The 26,204-nt window shown below is 61.4% G+C and carries 23 protein-coding genes; 16 read left to right on the forward strand and 7 right to left on the reverse strand.

Annotated features, from left to right (window positions below):
- Window positions 1-82 precede the first annotated feature (82 nt).
- From B5526_RS25195 to B5526_RS25220, 6 genes are all read left to right on the forward strand, one after another.
- Window positions 83-1,000, forward strand: a complete 918-nt coding sequence (locus B5526_RS25195; protein WP_079542545.1) for an amino acid ABC transporter substrate-binding protein — start codon at window positions 83-85, stop codon at window positions 998-1,000.
- A 104-nt stretch (window positions 1,001-1,104) separates the two neighbouring features.
- Window positions 1,105-2,022, forward strand: a complete 918-nt coding sequence (locus tag B5526_RS25200; protein ID WP_079542546.1) for an amino acid ABC transporter substrate-binding protein — start codon at window positions 1,105-1,107, stop codon at window positions 2,020-2,022.
- Between the two features lie 96 nt (window positions 2,023-2,118).
- The gene (locus B5526_RS25205) at window positions 2,119-2,850 is read left to right on the forward strand and encodes an amino acid ABC transporter permease (RefSeq protein ID WP_079542547.1); all 732 of its coding nucleotides are present in this window, start codon (window positions 2,119-2,121) and stop codon (window positions 2,848-2,850) included.
- 9 nt (window positions 2,851-2,859) lie between these two features.
- Entirely contained in the window at window positions 2,860-3,552 is a 693-nt protein-coding gene (locus B5526_RS25210) for an amino acid ABC transporter permease (protein ID WP_079542548.1), read from the forward strand.
- Window positions 3,553-3,562: 10 nt separating this feature from the next.
- Window positions 3,563-4,294 (forward strand): amino acid ABC transporter ATP-binding protein, encoded by a 732-nt coding sequence (locus tag B5526_RS25215; RefSeq protein WP_079542549.1) that lies wholly within the window; start codon window positions 3,563-3,565, stop codon window positions 4,292-4,294.
- A 209-nt stretch (window positions 4,295-4,503) separates the two neighbouring features.
- Window positions 4,504-5,361 carry a D-amino-acid transaminase gene (locus B5526_RS25220; protein WP_079542550.1) on the forward strand — a complete coding sequence of 286 codons (858 nt, stop codon included), beginning with the start codon at window positions 4,504-4,506 and terminating at the stop codon, window positions 5,359-5,361.
- 72 nt (window positions 5,362-5,433) lie between these two features.
- Here the strand turns inward: B5526_RS25220 and B5526_RS37935 are convergent, their stop codons facing one another.
- From B5526_RS37935 to B5526_RS25235, 4 genes are all read right to left on the reverse strand, one after another.
- On the reverse strand, window positions 5,434-5,637 hold the full coding sequence (locus B5526_RS37935) for a hypothetical protein (protein ID WP_154071449.1): 204 nt from the start codon (window positions 5,635-5,637) through the stop codon (window positions 5,434-5,436).
- A gap of 243 nt (window positions 5,638-5,880) precedes the next feature.
- Window positions 5,881-6,339, reverse strand: coding sequence for a carboxymuconolactone decarboxylase family protein (locus B5526_RS25225; protein WP_079542551.1), 459 nt, complete (start codon window positions 6,337-6,339; stop codon window positions 5,881-5,883).
- 38 nt (window positions 6,340-6,377) lie between these two features.
- Window positions 6,378-8,015, reverse strand: coding sequence for an MDR family MFS transporter (locus tag B5526_RS25230; RefSeq protein ID WP_079542552.1), 1,638 nt, complete (start codon window positions 8,013-8,015; stop codon window positions 6,378-6,380).
- A gap of 122 nt (window positions 8,016-8,137) precedes the next feature.
- A complete protein-coding gene (locus B5526_RS25235) occupies window positions 8,138-9,295 on the reverse strand; it encodes an HlyD family secretion protein (RefSeq protein WP_079542553.1) in 1,158 nt (385 codons plus the stop codon).
- A gap of 137 nt (window positions 9,296-9,432) precedes the next feature.
- Here B5526_RS25235 and B5526_RS25240 point away from each other — a divergent pair, with 137 nt between their 5' ends.
- From B5526_RS25240 to mctP, 9 genes are all read left to right on the forward strand, one after another.
- Window positions 9,433-10,344 carry a LysR family transcriptional regulator gene (locus B5526_RS25240; RefSeq protein WP_079542554.1) on the forward strand — a complete coding sequence of 304 codons (912 nt, stop codon included), beginning with the start codon at window positions 9,433-9,435 and terminating at the stop codon, window positions 10,342-10,344.
- Between the two features lie 82 nt (window positions 10,345-10,426).
- Entirely contained in the window at window positions 10,427-11,713 is a 1,287-nt protein-coding gene (locus B5526_RS25245; protein WP_244562054.1) for a serine hydrolase domain-containing protein, read from the forward strand.
- A 44-nt stretch (window positions 11,714-11,757) separates the two neighbouring features.
- Window positions 11,758-12,945: an acyltransferase family protein gene (locus B5526_RS25250; RefSeq protein WP_079542556.1), complete on the forward strand. Its 1,188-nt coding sequence runs from the start codon at window positions 11,758-11,760 to the stop codon at window positions 12,943-12,945.
- 124 nt (window positions 12,946-13,069) lie between these two features.
- The gene (locus B5526_RS25255) at window positions 13,070-13,948 is read left to right on the forward strand and encodes a tripartite tricarboxylate transporter substrate binding protein (RefSeq protein ID WP_244562055.1); all 879 of its coding nucleotides are present in this window, start codon (window positions 13,070-13,072) and stop codon (window positions 13,946-13,948) included.
- A gap of 142 nt (window positions 13,949-14,090) precedes the next feature.
- A complete protein-coding gene (locus B5526_RS25260; RefSeq protein WP_244562056.1) occupies window positions 14,091-15,185 on the forward strand; it encodes an alpha/beta hydrolase in 1,095 nt (364 codons plus the stop codon).
- 58 nt (window positions 15,186-15,243) lie between these two features.
- Window positions 15,244-15,855 (forward strand): hypothetical protein, encoded by a 612-nt coding sequence (locus B5526_RS25265; protein WP_244562057.1) that lies wholly within the window; start codon window positions 15,244-15,246, stop codon window positions 15,853-15,855.
- Window positions 15,856-16,063: 208 nt separating this feature from the next.
- On the forward strand, window positions 16,064-16,492 hold the full coding sequence (locus B5526_RS25270; RefSeq protein ID WP_244562058.1) for a GlcG/HbpS family heme-binding protein: 429 nt from the start codon (window positions 16,064-16,066) through the stop codon (window positions 16,490-16,492).
- A gap of 237 nt (window positions 16,493-16,729) precedes the next feature.
- Window positions 16,730-16,954 (forward strand): DUF3311 domain-containing protein, encoded by a 225-nt coding sequence (locus tag B5526_RS25275; RefSeq protein WP_433994597.1) that lies wholly within the window; start codon window positions 16,730-16,732, stop codon window positions 16,952-16,954.
- A gap of 18 nt (window positions 16,955-16,972) precedes the next feature.
- A complete protein-coding gene (gene mctP / locus B5526_RS25280) occupies window positions 16,973-18,469 on the forward strand; it encodes a monocarboxylate uptake permease MctP (protein WP_079542560.1) in 1,497 nt (498 codons plus the stop codon).
- A 24-nt stretch (window positions 18,470-18,493) separates the two neighbouring features.
- Here the strand turns inward: mctP and B5526_RS25285 are convergent, their stop codons facing one another.
- Genes B5526_RS25285 through B5526_RS25295 form a run of 3 tightly spaced genes read right to left on the reverse strand, consistent with a single transcriptional unit; the run spans window position 18,494 to window position 21,743 of the window.
- Window positions 18,494-19,279, reverse strand: coding sequence for a fumarylacetoacetate hydrolase family protein (locus B5526_RS25285; protein WP_079542561.1), 786 nt, complete (start codon window positions 19,277-19,279; stop codon window positions 18,494-18,496).
- Between the two features lie 12 nt (window positions 19,280-19,291).
- Window positions 19,292-20,659, reverse strand: coding sequence for an LLM class flavin-dependent oxidoreductase (locus B5526_RS25290; RefSeq protein ID WP_079542562.1), 1,368 nt, complete (start codon window positions 20,657-20,659; stop codon window positions 19,292-19,294).
- Window positions 20,660-20,690: 31 nt separating this feature from the next.
- A complete protein-coding gene (locus B5526_RS25295; protein WP_079542563.1) occupies window positions 20,691-21,743 on the reverse strand; it encodes an Ldh family oxidoreductase in 1,053 nt (350 codons plus the stop codon).
- Between the two features lie 334 nt (window positions 21,744-22,077).
- Between B5526_RS25295 and B5526_RS25300 the strand changes: the two genes are divergently transcribed.
- Complete coding sequence (locus B5526_RS25300) at window positions 22,078-26,199, forward strand: sensor domain-containing phosphodiesterase (protein ID WP_079542564.1); 4,122 nt, start codon at window positions 22,078-22,080, stop codon at window positions 26,197-26,199.
- The last annotated feature ends 5 nt before the right edge of the window (window positions 26,200-26,204 follow it).

Consider the following 26,204-nt stretch of genomic DNA (forward strand, 5'->3'; position numbering starts at 1 on the left):
TATCACGGCCGAAAGTCACATTCTATTCCGGCCCGATTTATGCAAGCATTCCGACTAGCTATCCAAAAGGGGGAGAAGACGAATGAAACATTTGCCTATGATGGGCCTTGCGCTCGCCGCCGCGCTCTGCGCAGGGCAGGGGCATGCCGAAGAACTCACGGGGACGCTGAAGAACATCAAGGAAACCGGGGCAATCACCCTCGGTTTCCGCGACTCGTCGATCCCATTCTCTTATCTCGACGACAGCCAGAAGCCGATCGGCTTCGCCATGGACATTTGTTACAAGATCGTCGACGCCGTGAAGAAGGAGCTCAAGCTCGACAAGCTCGAGGTCAAGCTCAACCCGGTGACGTCATCGACCCGCATTCCGCTATTGGCCAACGGTACCATCGACCTCGAATGCGGTTCGACCACCAACAATGCCGAGCGGCAAAAGCAGATTTCCTTCACCAACACGCATTTCCTGACCGCGAGCCGTTTCGTTTCCAAGAAATCCGGCAATATCAACTCGATCGATGACCTCAAGGGCAAGTCGGTGGTCTCGACCTCCGGCACCACCAATATCAAGCAGCTCACCGAAGCCAACGCCGCGCGCAATCTGGGCGTCAACATCATTCCAGCCAAGGATCACGCCGAGGCGTTCCTGATGGTCGAGACCGACCGCGCGGTGGCGTTCGTGATGGACGACATCTTGCTCGCGAGCCTCGTCGCCGGATCGAAAGAGCCGGACAGCTACGTCATCTCCAAGGACGCCTTCTCCAAGCCCGAGCCCTACGGCATCATGCTGCGCAAGGACGACCCGGCGTTCAAGAAGGTGGTCGATGCCGCAACCGCGGCGCTCTATACCAGCGGCGAGGGCCAGAAGCTTTACGACAAGTGGTTCATGCAAAAGATCCCGCCCAAGGGATTGAATCTCAACGCGCCGATCTCGGCGGAGCTGAAGCACGAATTCGCCAAGCCGTCGGATTCCCCCGATCCGGATTCCTACAACGCGATGTGAGGAATTCCGGGCTCATGCAATCATTGCATGAGCCCGGGGTTACATTCCATTGCGGCCCAAACTATGAATGCACTTCCGAAAGTCATCCAGCGAGGTCAGCACGAATGAAACGCCTGCCTATGATCGGTCTTGCGCTCACAGCCTTGCTCTCGGCCGGGCAGGCCAACGCCGAAGAGCTCACGGGAACGCTGAAGAAGATCAAGGAAACCGGCACGATCAACATCGGCTACCGCGACTCGTCGATCCCGTTCTCTTATCTCGACGACAACCAGAAGCCGATCGGCTTTGCGATCGACATTTGTAACAAAATCGTCGACGCGGTGAAGAACGAGCTCAAGCTCGACAAGCTCGTGGTCGAATTCAATCCGGTGACATCGTCGACCCGGATTCCGTTGCTCGCCAACGGCACCATCGACCTCGAATGCGGATCGACCACCAACAACGCCGAGCGGCTGAAGCAGGTCGCCTTCACCAATACCCACTTCCTGACCGCGACCCGCTTCGTCTCGAAGAAATCCGCCAATATCAACTCGATCGACGATCTCAAGGGCAAGACGGTGGTCTCGACTTCGGGCACCACCAACATCAAGCAGCTCACCGAAGCCAATGCGGCGCGCAACCTCAACCTCAACATCATTCCGGCCAAGGAACATGCCGAATCGTTCCTGATGGTCGAGACCGATCGCGCGGTCGCGGTCGTGCTGGACGATATCCTGCTGGCGAGTTTTGTGGCGGGATCGAAGGAACCGGACACCTACGTCATGTCCAAGGATGCGTTCTCCAAGCCCGAGCCTTACGGGATCATGCTGCGCAAGGACGATCCGGCCTTCAAGAAGGTGGTCGATGCCGCCACCGCGGCGCTCTATACGAGCGCCGACGGCCAAAAGCTCTACGACAAATGGTTCATGCAGAAAATCCCGCCCAAGGGATTGAACCTCAACACACCGATCGGCGCGGAGTTGAAGCATGAATTTGCAAAACCTTCCGATTCCCCCGATCCGGATTCCTATAAGGCGATGTGAGGTTTTGTCGGCTCATGCACTGGCCCGGCCATTGCATGGGCCGATCTCGACGGCGCAGGCTCAGCTGGGAGGGCGCGGTAGGACGCGGGGGGTTTTGTGAACTATCACTGGAACTGGCGCATCTTCTTCGATCCCGCGCCGAGCGGGACCGGCACCTATCTCGACATGCTGCTAGCGGGGCTGCTGCTGACCATCGAGACCGCGCTTTGCGCCTGGATCATCGCGCTGGCATTTGGATCGGTGGTCGGCGTACTGCGCACGCTGCCGTCGAAGACCGCGGCTAGCGTTGGCTTTGTGTGGGTCGAATTCTTCCGCAACATGCCGCTATTGGTGCAGCTCTTCATCTGGTTCTTCGTTTTGCCCGAACTGCTGCCGCGCACGTGGGGGCTGTGGCTGAAGCAGATGCCGCACGCGCCGTTCTACACCGCGGCAATCGGGATCGGACTGTTCATGTCGGCGCGCGTCGCCGAACAAACCCGCGCCGGCGTCAACTCGCTGCCGCGCGGCCAGAAACTGGCCGCGACCGCGCTCGGCCTGACCACCGCGCAGACCTATCGCTATGTGCTGCTGCCGATGGCGTTTCGTATCATCATGCCGCCGCTGACATCCGAATTTCTCTCGACCATCAAGAATACGTCGGTCGCCATCACCATCGGTCTGATCGAATTGACCGCGCAGGCCCGCGCGATGCAGGAATTCTCCTTTCAGGTGTTCGAAGCCTTTACCGCGGCGACCGTGCTGTACCTCCTGGTCAATATCGTCGTCGTCACCGCGATGCGCTTCCTCGAGCGCGCGATCGCGGTTCCCGGCTACATCACCGGGAAGTGAGCGGTAGCCATGTTCGCCAATTTCGATTTCGACGTCATCCGCCGCTCGCTCGGATATCTGTTCTTCGACGGCATGACGTTCACGTTGACGCTGACGGGGCTGTCCGCGCTGGGCGGCCTGATCTTCGGCACGCTGATCGCGCTGATGCGATTGTCGGGCTTGAAATTGCTCGGGTGGATCGCCGGCCTCTATGTCGACCTGATGCGCTCGCTGCCTTTGGTGCTCGTGATCTTCTGGTTCTATTTCCTGGTGCCGTATATCGGGCAGTGGCTGACAGGATCGTCACGGCCTGTCCGCGTCGGCGCATTCGCGTCTTCGCTCGTCACTTTCATCCTGTTCGAGGCGGCGTATTTCTCCGAAATCATGCGCGCCGGCATCCAGTCGATCTCGCGGGGACAGCCCGCCGCGGCGCAGGCGCTCGGGCTGACCTACAGCCAGACCATGCGCTACGTCGTGCTGCCGCAGGCGTTCCGCAACATGCTGCCGGTGCTGTTGACCCAGACCATCGTGCTGTTCCAGGACACCTCGCTGGTCTATGTGCTGTCGATCCCGGATTTCCTCGGCGCCGCCAGCAAGGTGGCGCAGCGCGACGGGCGGTTGGTCGAGATGTATCTGTTCGCGGCCATCGTCTATTTCATCATTTCCTGTTTCGCGTCCTTTGGCGTCCGCCGCCTGCAGTCGCGCATCGCCTTCGTGCATTAGTGAGATCCATATGATCGAGATCAATCACGTCGACAAATGGTACGGGCCGAGCTTTCAGGCGCTGAAGGATTGCACCACCAGCGTCGCCAAGGGCGAAGTGGTCGTGGTGTGCGGTCCCTCAGGCTCGGGAAAGTCCACGCTGATAAAATGCGTCAATGCGCTGGAGCCGTTCCAGAGCGGGGAGATCATCCTCGACGGCATCAAGGTCAACGATCCCAGAACAAACCTGCCGAAACTGCGCGCCCGCGTCGGCATGGTGTTCCAGCATTTTGAACTGTTTCCGCACTTAAGGATCATCGACAACCTATGTCTTGCGCAGGAAAAAGTGCTGGGGCGCTCGCATGACGAGGCGCTCGCAAAGGGCTCAAAACTGCTCGACCGCGTCGGGCTGAAGGACCACGCGCGCAAATACCCGGCCGAATTATCCGGTGGCCAGCAGCAGCGCGTCGCGATTGCCCGCGCGCTCGCCATGGACCCGATCGCGATGCTGTTCGACGAACCGACCTCGGCGCTCGATCCGGAAATGATCTCCGAAGTGTTGGACGTGATGGTCGATCTCGCCCGCGAGGGCATGACCATGATGGTCGTCACCCATGAAATGGGCTTTGCCAGCAAGGTCGCGCATCGCGTGATCTTCATGGACCAGGGCGAAATCGTCGAGGACGCGCTGAAGACCGATTTCTTCGGCAGCCCGAGGAGCGACCGCGCGCAGAAGTTTCTGTCGAAGATTCTGTCGCATTGAAAGACTGCGGCGTGCGTCGTCTCCTTTCGTCATTCCGGGATGGTCCAAAGGACCAGACCTCAGATGTGCAATTGCACATCGGGGAATCTCGAGATTCCGGGTTCATGCTTCGCATGCCCCGGAATGACGGCATGAGGGTTTATCGGCATTAACAATTTGCGTATACCGTTCCGCAACCACCGCTTCGCTTCCCCCACAGGAGAAATCGCTTGGACCAGATCGCCTACGTCAACGGGTCGTTCGTGCCGCTTAGTGAGGCAAAAGTCTCGATACTGGATCGCGGCTTTCTGTTTGCCGACGGCATTTACGAGGTCGCCGCCGTGCTCGATGGCAAGCTGATCGACAACGCCTCGCATCTGGCGCGGCTGGAACGTTCGGTCGGCGAGATATCGCTGGCTTTGCCCGAGACGACTGAGCGGATTCAGGAAATCCAGAAGGAGCTGATCGCGCGCAACAAGATCGTCAACGGCATGGTCTATCTCGAGGTGACGCGCGGCGCCGACACGGGGCGGGATTTTGCGTTTCCCAAGGCCGTCAAACCGACGCTGATCATGTTCACGTCGGTAAAAGACATCGTCAACGCGGCGTCCGCCAAGACCGGCATCGGCGTGATCACCGTGCCCGATCTCCGCTGGGAGCGGCGCGATATCAAGAGCGTGGCGCTGCTCGCGCAGGTCTTGGCAAAACAGGCGGCGGCCGAAGCCGGCGCCGGCGAAGCCTGGATGATCGAGGACGGCAAGGTGACCGAAGGCGGCTCGTCGTCGGCCTTCATCCTGACGCAGGACGACGTGCTGGTGACGCGGCAGAATTCATCGGCGATCCTGCCGGGCTGCACGCGCAAGGCCGTGGTCGCGCTCGCCGAAGAGCGGCAGCTCCGGGTCGAGGAGCGACCGTTCACGGTCGAAGAAGCGCTCGCGGCCAAGGAAGCCTTCATCACCAGCGCCACCGTGTTCGTGCAGGCGGTGGTGTCGATCGACGGCAAGCAAGTTGCCAACGGCAAGCCCGGTCCGATGACCAACCGCTTGCGCGAAATCTATGTCGATTTCGCCCGCGCCACCGCGGTGTAGTTTTGTGCGGCGTGCTGCCGACGAACGCATCACGTCGCAGCTCGCGGTCCCGTCGCATAGCGCGGTCGGAGGTTACCCCAGGATCATCCTGGCGGGCCAATCATCGTGCTTGGTATCGCCACCGGTCCAACGTGGCGCGCCGCTCTCGTGCGCTTTTTGCTCACAGGAAAGACAGTGAGCATTATGGTGCTCGGTCTGCTTCGCGAGTGCAGGTGAACCGGTCAATATAACGGTCGAAAGCACAAGCAATTTGGCCATTGTTTTGAGGTGCATCATGACAGAACTCCTTTTCGGCTTCACGACGATCAAGGATGACCGTGTGTACTTCCGATAAAGTGCGCCCTGTCCGATGATCGTTCCAATGGATAATTTGGCTTGTATTGATCGACGTCTTCGATGATTACCCAGCACGATGTGCTGGCGACGCGGCGGAATCATCCGCGACTCTGCCCGACCACCTGCGCGAAACCCCCGTGGATTTCGCGCGCGCCAAGCGGTGTGAATTTTCCAGTGCCGCGACTATGCGGCGGCCTTGGCCTTCACCGGCGGGATCGAGCGGAAGCTGATCGCGATCCGATTCCAGGCGTTGATGGTCGCAACCAGCATGGTCAGGTTGACCGTCTCTTCCTCCGAGAAGTGCTTGCGGACTTCTTCATAGACCTCATCGGGAGCGTGCGTTTCCGAAATCAACGTCACCGCCTCGGTCCATGCCAGTGCTGCGCGCTCGCGGTCGGTATAGACAGGGGCTTCCCGCCAGGCGTTCAACAGATAGAGGCGCTGTTCGGTTTCGCCGTGCTTGCGGGCGTCCTGGGTGTGCATGTTGATGCAGAACGCGCAGCCATTGATCTGCGACGCCCGCGTCTTGACCAGTTCGATCAGGGATTTTTCGAGGCCGCTTCCCTGCACCTGCGCTTCGAGCGCACTCAGCGCTTTGATGGTCTCGGGCGCGACCTGGTAGGCGTTCAATCGGGGTTTCATGGCTAGGCTCCTTTCGCTTTGTGGTTAGAGGGATGGTTTCAGTGTGCGCCGCCGCCTGCAAGCTGACCGGGTTTTTTGAGCAGCAGGGTTGCCATGAGGGCAATCAGCAGCGCGGCGCCCAAGAGATAAAAGGTGTCGCTGAACGCAAGTATAAAAGCCTGTTTCTGCACGATGTGGCCGATCGCGACCAACGCCCGATGCGCGGCGTCGGTGCGGTCGATGACGCCGTGATTGACGAAATACTGCGTGAGCTGCTCGATCCGGGTACGGGTGGCCTGCTCGAACAGGCTGACCGACTGCATCAAGACGTTGGAATGATACTGCTCGCGCTTGGTCAGGAAGGTCTGCAGCACGGCAATACCGACGGCGCCGCCGAGGTTGCGCATCATGTTGAACAGCCCCGAGGCCGAGCCGGCATTTTCGGCTTCGATGCCGGCGGTCGCGACCGCGGAAAGGGGAGTGAGGATCAACGCCTGGCCCACGGCGCGGACGACGTTCGGCCAGAACAACTGATCATTGGCATAATCCGATGTCAGATAAATGTTCATGAAGTTGGAAGCCGCGAACAGCGCGAAGCCGACACCGATGACGAGGCGCGGGTCGAAGCGCTTCATCAGCCGCGGCACCAGCGGGATCAACACCAGTTGCGGCAGACCGGTCCACGCCAGCACCATGCCGATCTGCTCGGCATTATAACCCTGGATGCGCGACAGATACACCGGCAGGATGTAGACCGAACCGTACAGCGCGATGCCGAGCAGGAAATTGGCGAGCATGCCGAAGCCGAAATTGCGGCGGGCGAGCAGCCGCAAATTCAAGAGCGGCTTTTTGGCTGTGAGTTCGATCACCAGGAATGCCACCAGCGCGACACCGGCAATGATCGACAGGCGAATGATAAAAGCTGATCCGAACCAGTCGTCCTTGTTGCCTTCCTCGAGCACGGTCTGCAGCGCGCTCAGGCCGATCGCCATGGTGATGATGCCGAGCCAGTCGCCTCCGCGCAGCAGCGAGAGTTTCATGGGCTTTGCTTCCAGCGAGAACCAGAGCATGCCGATCATCAGCGCGCCCGGCGCCAGATTGACGTAGAAGATGTACTGCCAGCCAAAGTTTTCCGTGAGGTAGCCGCCGATGGTCGGGCCGATGGCGGGCGCAAAGGTGGCCGATAGTGCGAACAGCGCGAGACCGACAGGCTGCTTCGCCTTCGGCAATAGCGTGATGATTAGCGTAAAGGCCATCGGGATCAGCACGCCGCCGCTAAAACCTTGCAGCGCGCGCAAGACGATCATTTGCGGCAGATCCTGCGCAAGCGCGCAAGCCGCGGAAAAGGCGAGAAACAGGGTGGCGTTGACGAGCAGATAGACCCGAATGGAAAACACCTGCGCGAGCCAGCCGCTCAAGGGGATGACCACGATCTCGGCGATCAAATAAGAGGTCGAAATCCAGCCGCCGTCGTCGATGCCGGCGCCGATCGCGCCCTGGATATCCGCCAGCGACGCGTTGACGATCTGGATGTTGAGCACCGCCATGAAGGCGCCGAGCGTGGCGCCGAACACGGCAAGCCAGGTTTTTGCTGAAACCGCCGGGACCGCGTTGTTCGACGCGGCCGTGGTTTGCAGACGGTCGCCGCTGGTGTTCGCGGGCGGAACGGCGTCGATGGTGCTCTGAAGCGCGGTCATGGGTCTCTCCTCTCGGCTGGCAGAGGCAGAATGCATTGGCGGGTTAGTTCGATAATCCTGAAAAAGCAGGAAGGATTATCGAGCAGGATTTTGTAATCTCCCGCGGTAATTACTCGATTGGCTCAGCGGCCGTTTGACCGCGCCAAGGCGGCATCGGACGCCAAGCGGCTACCATTGACGCGCTCGCCGAGCACGGCGGACTTGGTATTGACGGTCGGCTCGGCCGACATGCCCGGACGCAACAGACCGGTCAGGCTGTGGTCGTCGAGCGCGATCTTCACCGGCACCCGCTGCACGATCTTGGTGAAATTGCCGGTCGCGTTGTCGGGCGGCAGCAGCGCGAATTCCAGTCCGCTCGCCGGCGACACGCTGTCGACATGGCCCCTGAGCCTGGTGCCATGGAAACCGTCGATCCGGATTTCGACCGGCTGGCCGTTGCGGACATGCGTGAGCTGGGTTTCCTTGAAATTCGCCACCACATAGACCGCATCGAGCGGAACGACCGCCATCAGTTGCGTGCCGGCCTGCACATATTGTCCGACCCGCAGCGAGCGCGCGCCGACGGTTCCTTCAACCGGCGCCGAAATCTCGGTGTAGGACAGATTCAGCGCCGCCTGTTGCGCGACCGCGCGGGCATGATCGAGTTGCGCCACGGCCTTGGCGCGGTCGGTGGTGAGAACGTCGACCTTCCGCTGCGCCGCCAGCAAACCGGATTTGCCATGTTGCAACTGCGCGATCTTTTCGCGCAGCGCCGCGTCGGTTTGCTGGGCGCGCTGGATCGTGCCGGACCCGGTCTTCATCAGGCCGTCGTAACGTTCCTGTTCTTCCCTTGCGAATTTCAGATTGGCTTCGGCTGCGGCGACATCGGCGGTGCCTTGCTCGATCATCGGCTGCTGCAAAGCGAGCTGCGCATCGAGGTTGCTCACCGCGGCTTCGGAGGCGGCGACATCCGCATTGGCCTGATCGAGCGCGGTGCGGAAATCGCGGTCGTCGATTTTGGCCAGCAACTGGCCGGCTTTCACCGGCTGGTTGTCCTCGACCAGCACTTCCGCGATATAGCCGGAGACCTTTGGCGAGATGATCGTCGAATCGGCCTTGACGTAGGCGTCATCGGTCGTCTCCAGGTAGCGCCCGGTGGTGAGGTAGTCGTAGCCGAAGTCCGCCGCACCGGCGACGCCGAGCGCGACGGCGAGCGCAAGCGCCGCCCGCCTGATCGCCTGCCGCGACGGGCGAAGGCTGGTTTTCGTATGCAAATCAGTGACATAAGTTAGATCCGTCATGGCATCCTCCTGAGGCGGTCGGCGTCCGCCCAAGGGGGCGCGCTGGGCATGCCGGAAGATGCAATGCCTCGCGGTGCGTGATAATCCGGGAAAAAATGGAAGCATCATCCAGTGCGAGCGGATAATCGGGGGCGCCCATGGACCGGTTGACCAGTCTGACGGCATTCGTTCGGGTCGTGGACAGTGGCGGGTTTTCGGCCGCCGGCCGCAAGCTCAACATGTCGACGACGATGGTGAGCAATCACGTCCAGGCGCTCGAAGAGCGGCTCGGCGCGCGGCTGCTCCATCGCACGACGCGAAAAGTCAGCGTCACCGAAGTCGGCAGGGCCTATTACGACCGCTGCATCCAGATCCTCGCCGATCTCGAACAGGCCGACGACATCGCCGGCGCCCTGCAGTCGACGCCGCGCGGCACGCTCCGTATCTTTACCGCGACCCATATCGTCCCGTTTGTCGCGCCGGTCGTCGCCGAATTTCTTGCCGCCTATCCCGGCGTCACGGTCGACCTCAACATGGGCGAGCGCGCCATCGATATGATCGACGAGGGATTTGACGTCGCGATAAGGCTGATGCCGCCGCCGGATTCGTCGCTGATCGTTCGCAGTCTCGCAACCTGGCGTCACGTGTTGTGCTGCTCGCCGGCCTATCTCGAAAAACATGGCCCGCTGCGGCAATTGTCCGAGCTCGCAGAGCATAATTGCGTTCGCCACGTGCTTTACCCCTACCAAGACGAGTGGCGTTTTGTCGACCGTAAGGGCGCGCCGGCTTCGGTGCGGATCGCCGGCAATCTGGTCTCCAATAGCGGCGAGACACTGCGCACGGCGGCATTGCAGGGTGTCGGCATTTTGCTGGGGCCGGGGTTCCTGGTCGCCGACGATCTGGAGTCCGGCCGCCTGGTCCGCCTGTTGCCGGAATACCGTCCGGTCGAACTTTCGATGAACGCGGTCTATCCGCACCGGCATCACCTCTCGGCGAAGGTCCGCAGTTTCATCGATCTTCTCGCGCACCACAGCGCCGAGCGTCAGAAGCTGATCAATCCGTATGCCTGATCATCAAAGCCATGCCCGGCGCGCGCTGGATCGGTTTGCAGCAATGCAATAACGTCGGCCCGCGCAACGCAATCGAGCCGCAATGTTTTCGCATCCCCCCGCCTTATCCCGCAACGCCGTCATGGGGCTCGCCGCGCTCGCCGCCGCCGTCGCGCTCACCGCGCCCTTGCCGGCCGAAACCGTTGAACTGGGTCCGCCGCCGGGGGCCGTGCTGTCGGTCGATAAGCTTTCAGCCATCGACGATTTCATCGATGGCGAAATCGCCGCGGGCAGAATTCCCGGCGCCATTGTGCTGGTCCAGCGGCATGGCCAGCCGGTCTATTTCAAATGGTTCGGCATGCGCGACGTCGAAAAGGCAACGCCGATGACGGCGGACGCGATCTTCCCGATCCATTCGGTCACCAAGACGATTACCAGCGTCGCGGCCATGATGCTGATCGAGCGGGGCAAGATTGCGCTCACCGATCCCGTCAGCAAATACATCCCCTCCTTTGCCGGCATGAAGGTCGGTGTCGAGCGCAAGGATGACGCGGGCAACACCGTGCTAGATCTGGTGCCGCTGCGCCGGCCGATCACTATCGAGGATTTGCTGCTGCATACCTCCGGCATCACCTACGGCTTTTACGGCGAAGGGCTGGTGAAGAAGGCCTATGACGGGATTTATCTCGGCGATTTCGACAATGCCGAATTCGCCGAACGGATCGCGAAGCTGCCGCTGGCCGAGCAGCCGCGCACGCTGTGGGATTACGGGCATTCGATCGATATTCTCGGGCGCATCATCGAGGTCGTATCGGGCCAATCGCTCTATCAATTCGAGAAAGCCAATTTGCTCGATACGCTCGGCATGAAGACGACAAAATTCTTCTTAACCGATCCGGCCGAGCGGGCGCGCTATGCCCAGCCACTCGCCAAGGACCGGCATGTCGAACGAAATTCGCTAGACGTCACGCGGTGGGAATCCGGCGGCGGCGGCATGGTTTCCACGATCTCAGATTTCGCCCGTTACGGACAAATGCTTCTCAACGGCGGGACGTTGGACGGGAAGACCTATCTGAGGTCGGCGACATTCGCCGCCATGATGACCGATCACATCGGGCCGGGCTCGGGGGTTGCGCGCAATTATTTCTACTACCCCGGCGACGGCTTTGGGTTTGGCTACGGTTTTGGCATCCGCACCGATCCCGGCAATGCGGTGCCGCCACCGCCGGGCTCGCTCGGGGAGATCAAATGGGACGGCGCCACCGGCTGTTATCTTGTGGTCGACCGCGCCCAGGATATGTTTTTCGTCGTGATGCAAAACTCGCCGTCAGGGCGGTTGCACGTCCAGGTGACACTCAAGAAGATTATATACGACGCGTTCGGGAAGTGATCTGAAACGGCCGGCTGATCACCGTTTTGCGTGGGACCATAAAGATGCTGCGGAAACCCGATGGAACCAACCAGGTCATGACCGCACCGGTACGCATCGCGGCCCTCGACCGGGCGCGCACCTTTATCATCGTGCTGGTGCTGCTGCACCATTCCGTCCTCAACTACACCCATTTCGGCAATGGCGACAAGCAGCGCTGGCTTGGCTTCGATCTGGTCGTGCTGTTCAACGACAGTTTCTTCATGGCCTTTATGTTCTTCATCTCCGGATTGTTCGTCCGCGACAGCCTGGTGCGCAAGGGCCCTTTGATCTTCCTGCGCGACCGCGCCTGGCGGCTGGGCGTGCCATATCTGGTGTCGGTCGTGGTGTTGATGCCGATCGCGTACTATCCGACATTCCTGCGTTACCATTTGCCGGGAACGACGGATTTCAATTTCCTGCATTTCTGGTGGCGCACGCTCACGGTCGGGCCGTGGCCTTCGGGTCCGGCATGGTTCTTGTGGGTTCTGCTGGCATTCGACGCGATTGCCGCCGTGCTGTGGGCGATCGCGCCGCAAGTGATCGCTGCGTTCGGCCAGCTCCTGTTTGCCTTGCGCAACCGGCCGATGACGGCCTTCGCTTTATTCCTGATCTTCTCGATCGCAACCTATGTGCCGATGCGTCTGGCGTTCGGCGAAACCAGCTGGCTGGAATTTGGCCGGTTCCCGCTGCCGATCCAGACCAGCCGCATCCTGCTCTATGCCGGATATTTCTTTGTCGGCATCGGCGTCGGCGCGGTCAGCCTGAGGGCGGGCCTGCTCGCGGAGAACGGCGAGCTGGCAAAACGTTGGCCGGTCTGGCTCGCTTTCGCTTCTGTGTTCTACGCCGCGATCCTCGTTCTGGTCTACGCCCGCCACAATTGGGTGGCGGACCCCGATTCGCCACCATTTGGCTGGAGACTGGGGTATAGCCTCGCCTTTGCCGCCTACAGCGCGGCAATGGTATTCACGGTAACGTCGATCTTCGAACATTTTGCGGCCGCCCGCTTTCCCCTGCTCGACGCGATGCAGCCCTCGGCCTACGGCATCTACCTCGTGCATTATGTCTTCATTATCTGGCTGCAATACGTCATGTATGACTTTTCATTCCCGGCCTTCGTCAAGTTCGCGATCGTGTTCGTCGGTACGCTTTCGCTGAGCTGGGGGCTCACCTTGGCGTTGCGGAAGATCCCCGTCGTGGCGCGGATGATCTGAGATGGCCCGTTATTCCGTAGCGATGCCGACGGCCGGCGCGAAGCTCCGATGGCTCGCGCTTGCAGCGTTGTTGTTTGCAGTATGTTCGCCGAACAACGCCCTGGCCCTGTATCCGGAGCGAATCGTGAGAATCGTGGTGCCGTTTGCGCCGGGCGGCGGCACCGACGTGGTGGCGCGGACGCTGGCGCAGGAGATGGCTAGGGATCTCGGCGTATCGGTCATTGTCGAGAACAAGCCGGGCGCGGGGACCATCATCGGCACCCAGGCCGTCGCCGTCAGCGAGCCGGACGGCTACACGCTCTTGATGGGGACGTTCGCGAATGCGGTCAATCCGAGCCTGAATGTCAAGCTGCCGTATGACCCGAACAAGGATTTTGCGCCCGTCGCGCTGGTTGCGCGTTCCTTCAATATCGTCGTGGTCAATCCCAAGTCGGCGATCAAGTCGATTGCCGACCTGATCGCTGCCGCAAGAGCCGATCCGGGGAAATTATCCTATGGGACGTATGGGACCGGGACCTCGGCGCATCTCGCCGGCGAGTTGTTCAAGAACCTCGCAAAAGTCGACCTGACCACGGTGCCCTACAAGGGCGCCGCGCCCGCCATCACCGATTTGATCAGTGGCCAGATCCAGGTGATGTTTACGACCGTCGCAAGCACGGCTTCCTTGATCGAGGCTGGCCAGTTGCGGGCGCTGGCGGCGACATCAGCGGAGCGGTCGCCGGCGTTTCCGGAATTGCCGACGGTCGCGGAAGCCGGCGTTCCCGGCTACGCCGCGGAAAGCTGGTACGGCCTCTTCGCGCCGGCCAAGACGCCCAAGGAGGTCATCGACCGCCTTAACAAATCCGCCGCGATGGCGGTTCAATCCGAGGCCTTCAAGCGGCTCGGCGTCAACGAGGGCCTCGTCATGGTCGCGCGTCCCCCGGAGGAGCTCGACCGATATTTCCGCGGCGAGGAAGCGCGCTGGCGCAAGGTGATCGAGGACGCCGGCATCAAGGTCGAGTAGCGACAGCGGCGGCAATCCAAGGCTTACCGCGCTTTTTTCGGAATATTCGCTGAATCGTGGGGTTGCAGGGGGAACATCCGCAGCTCGTGAGCCGTTGCGCACTCTTTGAAGCACCAAGAAAAAACCGGAAGGGGAGCACGCGATGAGGCGATCGTCAGGCGGAATTCGCATGGTAGTTGCACGGCAATTAGGCATCACCACCCTTTTGTGCGCTGCGATGGAGATGACCGGTCCGGCGGCCGGTCATGCTCAAACGGCGAATTCGCCGATGCTCGAGGTTCCGGCACGCGCGGTGCCGGTGCCCACTACCGTCAGTTCGCAAATGGCGAAAATCATCGGCTTGCCGCTTCGCACCAACTGGAATGTATTGCCCAAGACCGGCGAGGAGTGGAAGCCGGTCGCCGACGCCGGCGCGGCTGCGATCATCAAGAATATTCCGGGCATGACCGAGCGGCTGCATGTCAAGGTCGAGAAAACCATGATCGACGGCGTGCGCGCCTTCGTCGTCACGCCCGATACGATCCCGCCTGATAACCGCAACCGGCTGCTGATCCACGTCCATGGTGGCTGTTACGTTCTCAATCCCGGTGAAGCAGCACTTCCCGAGGCGATGTTCATGGCGGGCTTCGGGCATTACAAGGTGATCGCGGTGGATTATCGCATGCCGCCCGAGGCGTATTTTCCGGCGGCGCTCGATGACGGCATGACCGTCTACAAGAATGCGCTTCGGACAATGGACCCGAAGAACGTCGCGATCTTCGGCAGTTCGGCGGGCGGGGCGCTGACGCTTGAAATGATCCTGAAAGCCAAGCAGGACGGGCTGCCGATGCCGGGCGCGATCGCCCCGGGTACGCCGATGTCCGACGTGACGAAAGTCGGCGACACTTTCGTGACCAACGCGATGCTCGACAATGTCCTGGTGTCGCCCGACGGGTTCTGCGATGCGGGCACCAAGGTCTATGCCAACGGTCATGACCTGAAAGACCCACTGCTGTCACCGGTATATGGCGACATGCAAGGCTTTCCGCCGACGATACTCACCAGCGGAACGCGCGATCTCCTGCTCAGCAACACTGTGCGCGTTCATCGCAAGCTTCGTCAGGCCGGCGTCGACGCGTGGCTACAGGTCTACGAGGGCCAGTCTCACGCGCAATATTACCGCGATGACACCTCGCCCGAGGCCAAGGAGGCGTTTGAGGAAATCGCCGGCTTCTTCGACAAGCATCTGGGGAAATAGCCCGTCAACCGAATAAGCAAATTTGCAACCGTCAACTCGCGAATCCAAGGAGGTCTTAATGTCCGGCATGATAACGCGCATCCTCGCTGCCCTGAGCCTCGCTTTGATCTGTCTCGCGCTGCCGGCGTCGGCGCAGGAAATCACGCGCATTCGCGGCACCGTCGATCGCATGGAAGGCCCGGTTTACGTGATCAAGAGCCGTGACGGCACGGAGCTGAAGCTGACGCTGACTGACAATCCGCTGTTTGTTGCGATCGCGCCCTCGACGATGGCGGATATCAAGCCCGGGATGTTCGTCGGCTCCGCCGGAATGATGCAGCCCGACGGCACCCAGAAAGCCATCGAAGTGCATATCTTCCCGGAATCGATGCGCGGTACCGGCGAGGGTCATTACGATTGGGATCTCAAGCCGGCGAGCAAGATGACCAATGGCAATGTCGAGCAATCCGTTGCCGGGGTTGATGGACCGGTATTGTCGGTCAAGTACAAGGATGGGGAGAAGAAACTGGTGGTGACCCCGGAGACGGTAGTTGTCACTTACGTCCCCGGCAGCAAGGACGAAATAAAGCCCGGCACCAAGGTTTTTGTGGCGGCGAAAAAGCAACCGGACGGGACCTTCCAGGCCCCGCGTATCACCTACGGCAGAGACGGTGCGGGGCCAGCGTTCTGAGCCCCGATACAGATGCCAAAGCACGATCGACAGCCTTAACGACGAAACCACAACTTCAACCAGGAGAAAAGTAATGCGTTCTATCGTTTCGATGACTCTGGCAGCTTGCGCGATCGTGGTCGTGAATTCGCCAACCCTTGCCCAAACGCCGGCGCCCGCGCCGGCAACGCCGCCGGCACAGCCCTCCGCAGGCGGAACGCCCGACGCGATGCCGTTCGATATTCCCTACGGCGTATCGATCGGACTCGATCGCGCCAAGCAGGTGCTGGCCGCCGCCGAAGCCGAAGCCAAAAAGCGAAACTGGAAGATGAACATCGCTGTGGTTGATACCAACGGCGAGCTGGTGCATTTCGCGCGGATGGAGGGCGCGCAGATCGCATCCGGCCCGATTTCGATCGGCAAGGCCCGCACGGCGGCCCGCTTTCGCCGGGAGTCGCGCGCGTTCTACAACGCGTATGAAACCGGACATGGCTATGTAGCCACGCTCGATCCCACCCTGGTGGCGAGCCCCGGCGGATTTCCGCTCGTCGAGGGCGGCAAGGTGATCGGCGCGGTGGGCTGCAGCGGTGGCACCGGCGACCAGGACGCCGCCGTGTGCAAGGTCGGCGCAGACGTCGTGAATAGCGCGACGCACTAGACCGTCGCGTCGCCGGGGAGCGCTCGCGCGCGTCGCCCCAACAACAGCTGTCATACCCCGCCACCGGGTCTCGCCTTCGGGCGGCGCGTTGCGCCGACCCGGTGGCGGGTGATGACACCTCTTGTTGGTCAGACCAGCCGCCTCGGTGCCGACACCCTGCGCACCTCGATTACCGCATCGCGGTAACGGCAAATTCGCCGTGGCGCGCAACAAATCGGCTCCTAGATAGTTCCGATAGTGGAACGCCGGCGAAGCACTCCGGCGGGGAGCCGGAGTCCGTCGATGTGGATCCTGTTGCTGTTGCCGTTTGTCGGTCTGTTGTGGGTGCCGTTCTATAATTTTATGGAGCCGACGCTGTTCGGCTTTCCCTTCTTCTACTGGTACCAATTGGCGTGGGTGCCGATCACTTCCGTGCTGATCTGGCTGGCCTATCGCAACCGCACGCCTGACGAAGCGCCGTAGATTTTCGAAGGCACCGTGATGACCGATCAGATCGAATGGGTTGCTCTTTCAATTTTTATCTTCTTCTTTGCGCTGGTCACCGTGATGGGATTCTTCGCCGCGCGCTGGAAGTCCGGCCCGGTCAGCGCGCATCTCGACGAATGGGGATTGGGCGGACGGCAATTCGGCACCTGGATCACCTGGTTTCTGGTCGGCGGTGATTTCTATACCGCCTATACCGTGATCGCGGTGCCGGCCCTGGTCTATGCGGTCGGCGCCTATGGCTTCTTCGCGCTGCCCTACACCATCATCGTCTATCCCTTCGTGTTCGCGGTGATGCCGCTGTTGTGGAAGACCGCGCACGCCAGTGGTCACGTCACCGCGGCCGACGTCGTCCTCGGCGCTTACAATTCGCGCGGCCTCGAATTGGCGGTCGCGATCACCGGCATGGTGGCGACGATGCCCTACATCGCGCTGCAACTGATCGGCATGGGCGTGGTGATCAAGGCGATGGGTCTGGCAGGCGAATTGCCGATCATTGCCGCCTTCATCATCCTTGCGCTCTACACCTATAGCTCCGGTCTGCGAGCACCGGCGCTGATCGCCTTCGTCAAGGACATCATGATCTATATCGTCGTGCTGGTCGCGGTAGTCATCGTACCGGCAAGACTCGGCGGCTATGGCGCGGTGTTTGCCGCCGCCAATGACGCATTCGCGGCGAAAGGTGGCGCCACAGGCCTGATCCTGAAGCCGGGCCAGATGTTGCCTTACGCGACGCTGGCGCTGGGTTCGGCGCTGGCCGCGTTCATGTATCCGCATACGCTGACCGGAATCTTCGCCTCGAAGTCCGCCGACACCATCCGCAAGAACGCCATCCTGCTGCCGGCCTACACGCTCTTGTTGGGCCTGATCGCGTTGCTCGGTTACATGGCCCATGCCGCGCAGATAAAAGTGTCCTCTCCCAACGACGTGGTGCCGATGCTGTTCAAGGCGCTGTTCCCGTCGTGGTTTTCTGGCTTCGCGTTTTCGGCGATCGCGATCGGCGCGCTGGTGCCGGCGGCGGTGATGAGCATAGGCGCCGCAAACCTGTTCACCCGCAATGTCTGGAAATCCTATGTCGACCCTGCCATCACGCACGCCGGCGAGGCGGCAGTAGCAAAAATCGCGTCGCTCGTCGTCAAGCTCGGCGCGCTGGCGTTTACGCTGTTCTTGCCGGTGCAATTTGCGCTCGACCTGCAATTGCTCGGCGGCTTGTGGATCCTGCAGACCTTTCCGGCGCTGGTATTCGGATTGTTCACGCGCTGGTTCCGCGCCGAAGGCCTGCTGCTTGGCTGGGCCACTGGCATCCTCTGGGGATCGTGGACGGCGTGGAGCAACGGGCTGAAGCCGGTCGCGGCCATCGATCTCGGCGGCGCCAGTTATGCCTTTTATGTCGGGCTCGGCGCGCTGATCCTAAATGTCGTGGTCGCTGTGATCGCGACCGTCATTGTCGGCCTGATCTCGCCAAACCGAAGCGGCGTCGTGGCGCGATCCTGACCGACAAACGCCGCTCCGCTTGCTCTAGACTGTCTCTTTGACAAACCGGTTGCGCAAGGTGCCGATGCCGGTGATCTCGATCTCGACGACATCGCCGGCTTTCAGGTCGGGGGAAGCGCCATCGGTTCCCATCCAGATCACGTCGCCGGGCCACAGCGTAAAATATTTCGTCATCTCGGCGATGAACGGTTTTATGCCGAAGATCATGTCGTTGGTGTGGAAGCGGTTGCTCTCCTTGCCGTTCACTTTGACGATGGTTTCCATCTTGTCGAGGTCGACATCGGTCTCGATCCACGGCCCCATCGGCTTGAAGGTGTCGGCATTCTTGGCGCGCCACAAGCCGCGATCGGCCTTCTGCCAGCTGCGCTCGCTGACATCGTTGCCGATGGTGTAGCCGAACACGCAGGACATCGCGTTGGCCTCGGTGAGGTGTTTTGCCTTTTTTCCGATCACGACGACGAGTTCGCCCTCATAGTGGATCTTCTCGGTGGCGGTCGCCGGGATCACGACGTCTTCGTCATGCGCGATCAGTGCATTCTGCGCGCGGTAGCCGATCTCGGGCCGATCGGGAACGTTGGGCACCTCGCCGCGCTTGTCGGCGGCTTCCTTGAGATGTTTCAGGTAATTCAGGCCGACGCAATAAAACGTGCGCGGCATCAGCGGCAGTTCGATCTTCACGTCCGCCAGCGGATGCGAGCGTGGTGTGCGCTGCCACTCGCCGAAGGGATCGCCGTCGACAGCGACGACACGGTCGCCTTCGACGATGCCCCATGAGGTTTTGTCATTTGCGGTGAATTTCAGCCAGCGCATTACATGATCCCTTTATTCAGCCGCGATCCGCGGTGAGGTTTTCCAGGCGCCGGCGGCCGGGCGCGGCAAGCCCAGATTCTCGCGCAAGGTCTTGCCGGCGTAATCCTTGTGAAACAGTCCGCGCCGCTGCAATTCTGGCACGATGTGATGCACAAAATCAGCGTAGGAACCGGGCACATAGGTCGCCGCAATGACAAACCCGTCGCAGCCGCGGCCGGCGAACATCTCTTCGAGCCGGTCTGCGATCTCCTTCGGCCCGCCGACGATCGCGTCGGCGGTTTGGCCGCGGCCCGAGAACGTGACAAAATCGCGCGTCGATGGATTGGTCTTGCCCGAGGTTCTTAAGACCCCGTCGCGAATGCCGAGCATGCCCTGCATCCCCTGCAGCTCCTCCGTCGTCAGCGGCTCGTCGATGCCCTTGGCAGCGAAGTCGAAGTTCAGCCCTTCGGCCAACAGCGACAGCGCATCGATTTCCAGCGGCAGCTTTTGGATCAGCGCCATCTTGTCCTCGGCCTCGGATTTGGTCGCGCCCGATACCGGCGTGATCAGATTGCAGAGAAACATCTGGTCGGGATCGCGGCCGGCTTTCGCCGCCTCGTTCCGGATCGCGTCATAGCCCTGTTTGGCGTTGGCGAGATTGCGCGCCGCGGTAAAAATGACTTCGCCCCACCGCCCGGCAAAGCGCTGGCCGCGGCCGCTGGCGCCGGCCTGGATGACGACGGGATGGCCTTGGCTCGAACGCGGCACCGTGAACGGGCCGCGCGACTTGAAGAATGGTCCGCGATGATCGAGCCGCTTGACCTTGTCGGGGTCGGCAAACCGGCCGGATTTCTTGTCGATCAAAAGCGATCCGTCTTCCCAGGAATCCCAGTGGCCGAGCACCACTTCCATGAATTCGTCGGCGCGGTCGTAACGCAGATCGTGCTCGAGATGCTGATCGCGCCCCATATTGTGGGCCTCACCGTCATTGACTGACGTGACCACGTTCCAGGCGGCGCGGCCACCCGTCATCAGGTCGAGCGTGGCGAAGCGGCGGGCGACGTCGAACGGCTCGTAGTAGGTCGTCGAGCAGGTCGATGCGAGCCCGAGCTTTTCCGTGACCATTCCCATCGTGGTCAGCACCACGATCGGGTCCATCTTCACGCAGCGGATGCCGTATTCGACGGTATGTCGATGATCGTTGCCGTAGCGATCCGGCATCGCCAGCCGGTCGTCGAAGAACGCCATGTGGAATTTTCCGGCTTCCAGAATGCGTGCAATCTCCTGATAGTAATCCGCCGACATCGAATCGTCGCGCGAATCTGGATGCCGCCACGAACTCGGCAGGTTGGTGCAGTTCTGCGCCTGCAGGAAGCCGACCATCACCATTTGCCGCGTCATGCTGCTCTCCCTTGATCGGCCGGATGCGCTCTCACGCGAGATCGAGCTCGCTGGCCAATTTGTATTCGCCGGCCAGTGCGCGCAATTTGTCCCAGGTGGCGTCTTCGACGTCGATGCCTGAAACCCTGCGCTGCTGCTCCCGGATAAATTCGACCTCGCCTGGATAGAACACGCCGGTTGAGCCTTCCGATGGCGGTGTTGCCTTCAGATAGCGCGCGAACTCGGCGACTTCTTTCTTGAAATCTTTTAAGGGGCGGAACGCGGCGACGTTGAACACCGCCATGAAACATCCGTCATTATGCCGCCCGGTCGGTTCGACGCCGAATCCCAAGCCGGTGAGCAGTCCGCACAAAACCTCGACCATCGCGGCGAGACCGCTTCCCTTGTAGCCTTCGGTGCCGCCGAGCGGCAGCAGCGCGCCGCCTTTGCGGAATTGCTTGGGATCGGTGGTCTGCCGCCCTTCGCTGTCGACGATCCAGCCTTTCGGGATTTCCTCGCCGCGCGCGGCCGCGAGCTGGATCTTTCCGGCCGCGACCGCCGACGTTGCCATGTCGAGATAAAACGGCGCCTCGAGGTCCGACGGCACCGCGATCGAAATTGGATTGGTGCCGAGCCGCGCCTCGCGGCCGCCGAACGGCGCAACGGCTTTCGGCGAGCGACCGGAATCGGCGGTGGCAAGGCCGATCATGCCTTCGCGCATCGCCATCAAGGGATAGGCGGCGAGCCGTCCGACGTGGCTCTGGCGGAATACCGTGCAGGCCGCGACATTGGCGGTTTTCGCCTTCGCGATCGTCAGCGCCATCGCCTTGGCGTTGACGTGAAAGCCAAAACCCCAATGGCCGTCGATCACACTCGTGGTCGGCGTCTCCTGCACGATCGTCCAGTGGGCGCCGGGCACGATGTGCCCGACCTTGATGCGGTCGATATAGGTCGGGATCGCGATCACGCCGTGCGAGTCATGGCCGGCGAGATTGGCATTGACGCAACCGACCGCGACCGCATTGGCTTCTTCATCCGACGCGCCGGCGGCCATCAGCAGCCGCGCCCCGATGCGTGTAAGACGGTCGGCCTGAACGATCGGCATGGGGTTTCCTCGCGACGCCCGCGGCGGCGGCGGGTCTTGCTTGTTTGTCTCAAGCCATGGTCTCAAAGCGGTGGCCCGATAGCAATGACCTCTGGCTAAATTCTTGGCTCAGTGGCGACACAATGGGCGGGGATCGGCGCCTGCCCGCCGCCGGACGGACTCCGCCACGGCCAAGGTCAGATCGAGCCGGGTTTTATCCGCTTTTCCGGCGAAATTATTGGTATGCCGTTTACTCTGACTCACAACTTATCGCCCCTAATAACGCCCATTTAGGCCTCTTCCTCGCATAAACCTCCCTTGGGACGAGCAATGGCAGCCACTGGGAGCTGATGGCTTGGAGACGAATATCGCGCGTACGTTTGCGGCGTTGAGTGCGACCAACGAAGCGATCCTGTATGCAAAATCGCCTGAGGAGCTATACGAAAAAGTCTGTGAAGCCGCGTTTTCCAGCGGGGACTTCCTGGCGACGGCTGTGTTTTTGCTGGAACCGGGCACCGTCATGCTCCGGCTTGCAGCCGGCTTCGGCGACGATCTCAAACGGCTGCAGGCGATCGATATTTCGATTTTCGCCAACACCCCCGAGGGCTCGGGCGTTTGCGGACAAGCCTTTCGCGACCAACGCCTGAGCATCAGCAATGATTACCTGAACGATACGCGGTCGCTGGCCTGGCGGACGGGCGCGGCCAAGGAGCATGTCGGCGCGGCGGCGGCGCTGCCGCTGACCTGCAACGGCCGCAGCGTCGGCGTTCTCTTGGTCACCAGGCGCGACGTCGGCTCGCTGACCGACCCGATCGTCGCGCTGCTCGAGCGCATGGCGGAGAATATCTCGTTCGCGCTGGATAATTTCGAGCGCGAAGCGGAAAAGGCAAAAGCTGATGAACAGAAGGAACGGCTGGCGCGCATGTTCGCGGCGCTGAGCGCAACCAACGAAGCCATCATGCGGGCCAAGTCGCGTACCGAGCTGTTCGATCTGGTCTGCGAGGCGGCGCTGCATGGCGCGAAGTTTGTCTCCACCACCGTCGCACTGGCCGAACCCAATTCGTTGCATCTCCATGTTGTCGCGTCGACCGGACCCGGCGCGGACGAGATGAGGCGGTCGGAATTTGCGATTACGGAAGCGCTCCCGCAAGGACGCGGGTTGACCGGGACGGCGTTCCGTACCCGGCGGCCTTGCGTCAGCAACGACTTTCTGGCCGACGAACGTACCAGGCCGTGGCACGACAATGCGATCCGAAGCGGGGTCAGATCGTCAGCGGTCTTGCCGTTGCTCAATGGCGATCGCGCGGCGGGCGTGCTGATTTTTCATTCGCCCGAGTTGGGGACCTTCACGCCCGAACTCGTCGAACTGCTGCAGCGGCTCGCGGAAAATGTCTCGTTCGCGCTCGGGAATTTCGATCGAACCGACGAAAAGGCCAGGGCCGAGCGACAAAAGGATCGCCTGGCCGGGATGTTCGAGGCGCTCAGCGCGACCAACGAAGCGATCATGCGGGTCAAGACGCGGGCGCAGCTGTTCGAGCTGGTGTGCCAGGCCGCCGTTTTGGGCGGGGTGTTCGCCTCCGCGACTATCGCGCTTGTCGAACCCGATAGCGAGTATCTTCGGATTGCCGCGACCAAAGGCTTGAATTACGAGCGGATGAAAAACCACCGCTTCGCCACCTCGGCTGAAAACCCCGAAGGCCGGGGGCTGTCCGGAACCTCTTTCCGGACCCGACAACCCTGCATCATGAACGACTTCCTGTCCGATCCGCGGACCGTTCATTGGCATCATCTTGCTAGGGAAGACGGGACACGCTCCGGCGCAAGCTTCCCGTTGCTGAAAAACGGCAACGAGGCCATCGGCGTGCTGCTGTTTCTTTCACCGGACGAAGGCGCCTTCACCGACGATGTGGTGGAGCTCTTGGCCCGGCTGGCAGAGAACGTTTCCTTCGCACTGGACAATTTCGATCGCGCCGAGGAAAAGGCCAAGACCGAGGAGCAGAAGCAACGCTTGACGCGGATGTTTGCGGCTCTGGGCGCGACCAATGAAGCGATCATGCGGGCCAAGTCGCGGACCGAGCTGTTCGAACTGGTGTGCGAGGCAACGGTCGTCGGCGGGAATTTCACCTCCACGGCAATCGCGCTGGAGCGGCCGGACGCAGAATTTCTGGAAAATGTCGCATCCGCCGGACCGGATCGGGTGCGGGCAAGAGCGGTGCAGTTGTCGGCCGATGCCACGCGCCCCGAGGGGCAGGGCATCACCGGGACGGCCTTGCGCAGGCGGTTGCCGTGCATCAGCAACGACTATCTGGCCGACTACGGAACCGAATCGCATTTCCACGATGTCGTTCGGGATAGCGGCACCCGATCGGGCGCGGCATTGCCGCTGTTGAAGGACGGCAAGGCCATCGGCGCCCTGGTGTACCTCTCCAGCGAGCTCGGCGCCTTCAGCCCCGAATTGATCGGGCTGTTGCAACGCGTCGCGGAGAACGTCTCGTTTGCACTCGATAATTTCGACCGTGTGGACGAAAAGGCGAGGGCCGAGGAGCAGAAGCAGCGGCTGACGCGAATGTTCGCGGCGCTGAGCGCGACCAACGAAGCGATCATGCGAGCGAAGTCGAGGGCGGAGCTGTTCGAGCTGGTGTGCCAGGCCGCATCGGGCGGCGGCAAATTCACCTCAACGACCATCGCGTTGGCCGATCCCGGCAGCGATCTTCTTGCCATCGTGGCCGCGGCCGGACCGACCGCGGAAACAACGCGGAACGTCAGGCTTTCGATCGACGCCGATCGTCCCGAGGGGCGCGGGCTCGCCGGCACCGCGTACCGGACGCGGCAGCCCTGCATCAGCAATGATTATATGGCCGACCCCCGAGTTAGTGCTTTCCATGCCATCATCCGTCGCGATGGCGCAAATTCGGGTGCCGCCTTTCCGTTGCTGATTCGCGGGCAGGCCGTCGGCGTCATGATTTATATGTCTTCGGAAAGAGACACCTTTAAGCCCGAATTCGTCGAACTGCTGCAAAGGCTGGCGGACAATGTTTCTTTCGCGCTCGAGAACTTCGACCGCGCCGATGAGAAAACCAAGGCCGACGAGCGCATCGAATATCTTGCGTCGCATGACAGCCTGACCAATCTGCCCAATCGGGACATGTTCAACGAGCTCCTGCACCATGCGATCGAGGCGGCGCACCGCCACCAGCGGCAGTTTGCGGTGCTGTTTATCGATCTCGATCGGTTCAAGGTCATCAACGACTCGCTCGGGCATGATGCCGGCGATATTTTATTGGTGGAAACCGCCAACAGGCTGCGTAACGCCTTGCGTGCAAGCGACGTCGTGGCGCGGCTCGGCGGCGACGAATTCGTCGTCATTCTCGAGGAGACCGCGGAAAGCGACGACGTCGAGAACATTGCCCGCCATTTATTGTCCATGCTGAGCCAGCCGCTGCAATTGAGCGGCCACGAATGCCACACCACGGCCAGCATCGGCATCGCGATGTACCCGTCGAACGGCACTGACGTGCAGACGCTGACCAAGAACGCCGACATGGCGATGTATCTCGCCAAGGAAGACGGCAAGAACGGCTTCCGCTTCTTCACCAAGGAGATCAAGACCCAGTCGATCGAGCGCCTGACGCTGGAAACCGCGCTCCGCCATGCGCTGGAGCGCGATCAGTTCGCCCTGCACTATCAGCCGAAGGTCGATATGGCGACAGGGCAGATCACCGGCGTCGAGGCGCTGTTGCGCTGGACCCATCCCGAGCTCGGCGTATTGCCGCCGATGCAGTTCATCCCGCTCGCCGAAGAAACCGGGCTGATCGTGCCGATCGGCCGCTGGGTGCTGAAGGAAGCGTGCGCGCAGAACATGGCCTGGCAGCGCCGCGGGTTGCGCCCGGTGTCGATGGCGGTCAATCTGTCACCGCGGCAGTTCGCCGACGAGCGCCTGCTGCAGGATATCGACGAGGCGCTGGCGGCGAGCGGCATGTCGCCGGTGCTGCTGCAGCTCGAGGTCACCGAGAGCATGGTGGTGCGCAATGTTTCGCGGGCGATCAAGGTGCTGGACGCCATCCAGAGCCGCGGCATTCGTCTTGCGATCGACGATTTTGGCACCGGCTATTCCTCGATGTCGCTGATGAAGCAGTTCCCGATCGACACCATCAAGATCGACCGTTCCTTTGTTCGCGATCTGCCGCAGGATTCCGAGGACCGCGCCATCGCCCAGGCGATCATCAGCATGGGCAAGGCACTCGGGATGACGGTCGTCGCCGAAGGCGTGGAAACCTCGGCGCAGGAAGCGTTCCTGCGCGATCATGCCTGCGATGAAATGCAGGGCTATCTGTACAGCAAGCCGGTTACGCCGCAACAAATGGCCGACCTGCTGCGCGCTGCCCCGGTGCTTGTTGCCCCGCCGCTGCAGCCCGCGGCAGGCGAGGTGCCCGAGCCATCCGCCTCGCGATCGATCCTGAAGAGTGCCGCGCAATAGGGGGC

The sequence above is a fragment of the Bradyrhizobium lablabi genome, from assembly GCF_900141755.1.
In the GTDB taxonomy this organism is placed as follows: Bacteria; Pseudomonadota; Alphaproteobacteria; order Rhizobiales; family Xanthobacteraceae; genus Bradyrhizobium; species Bradyrhizobium lablabi_A.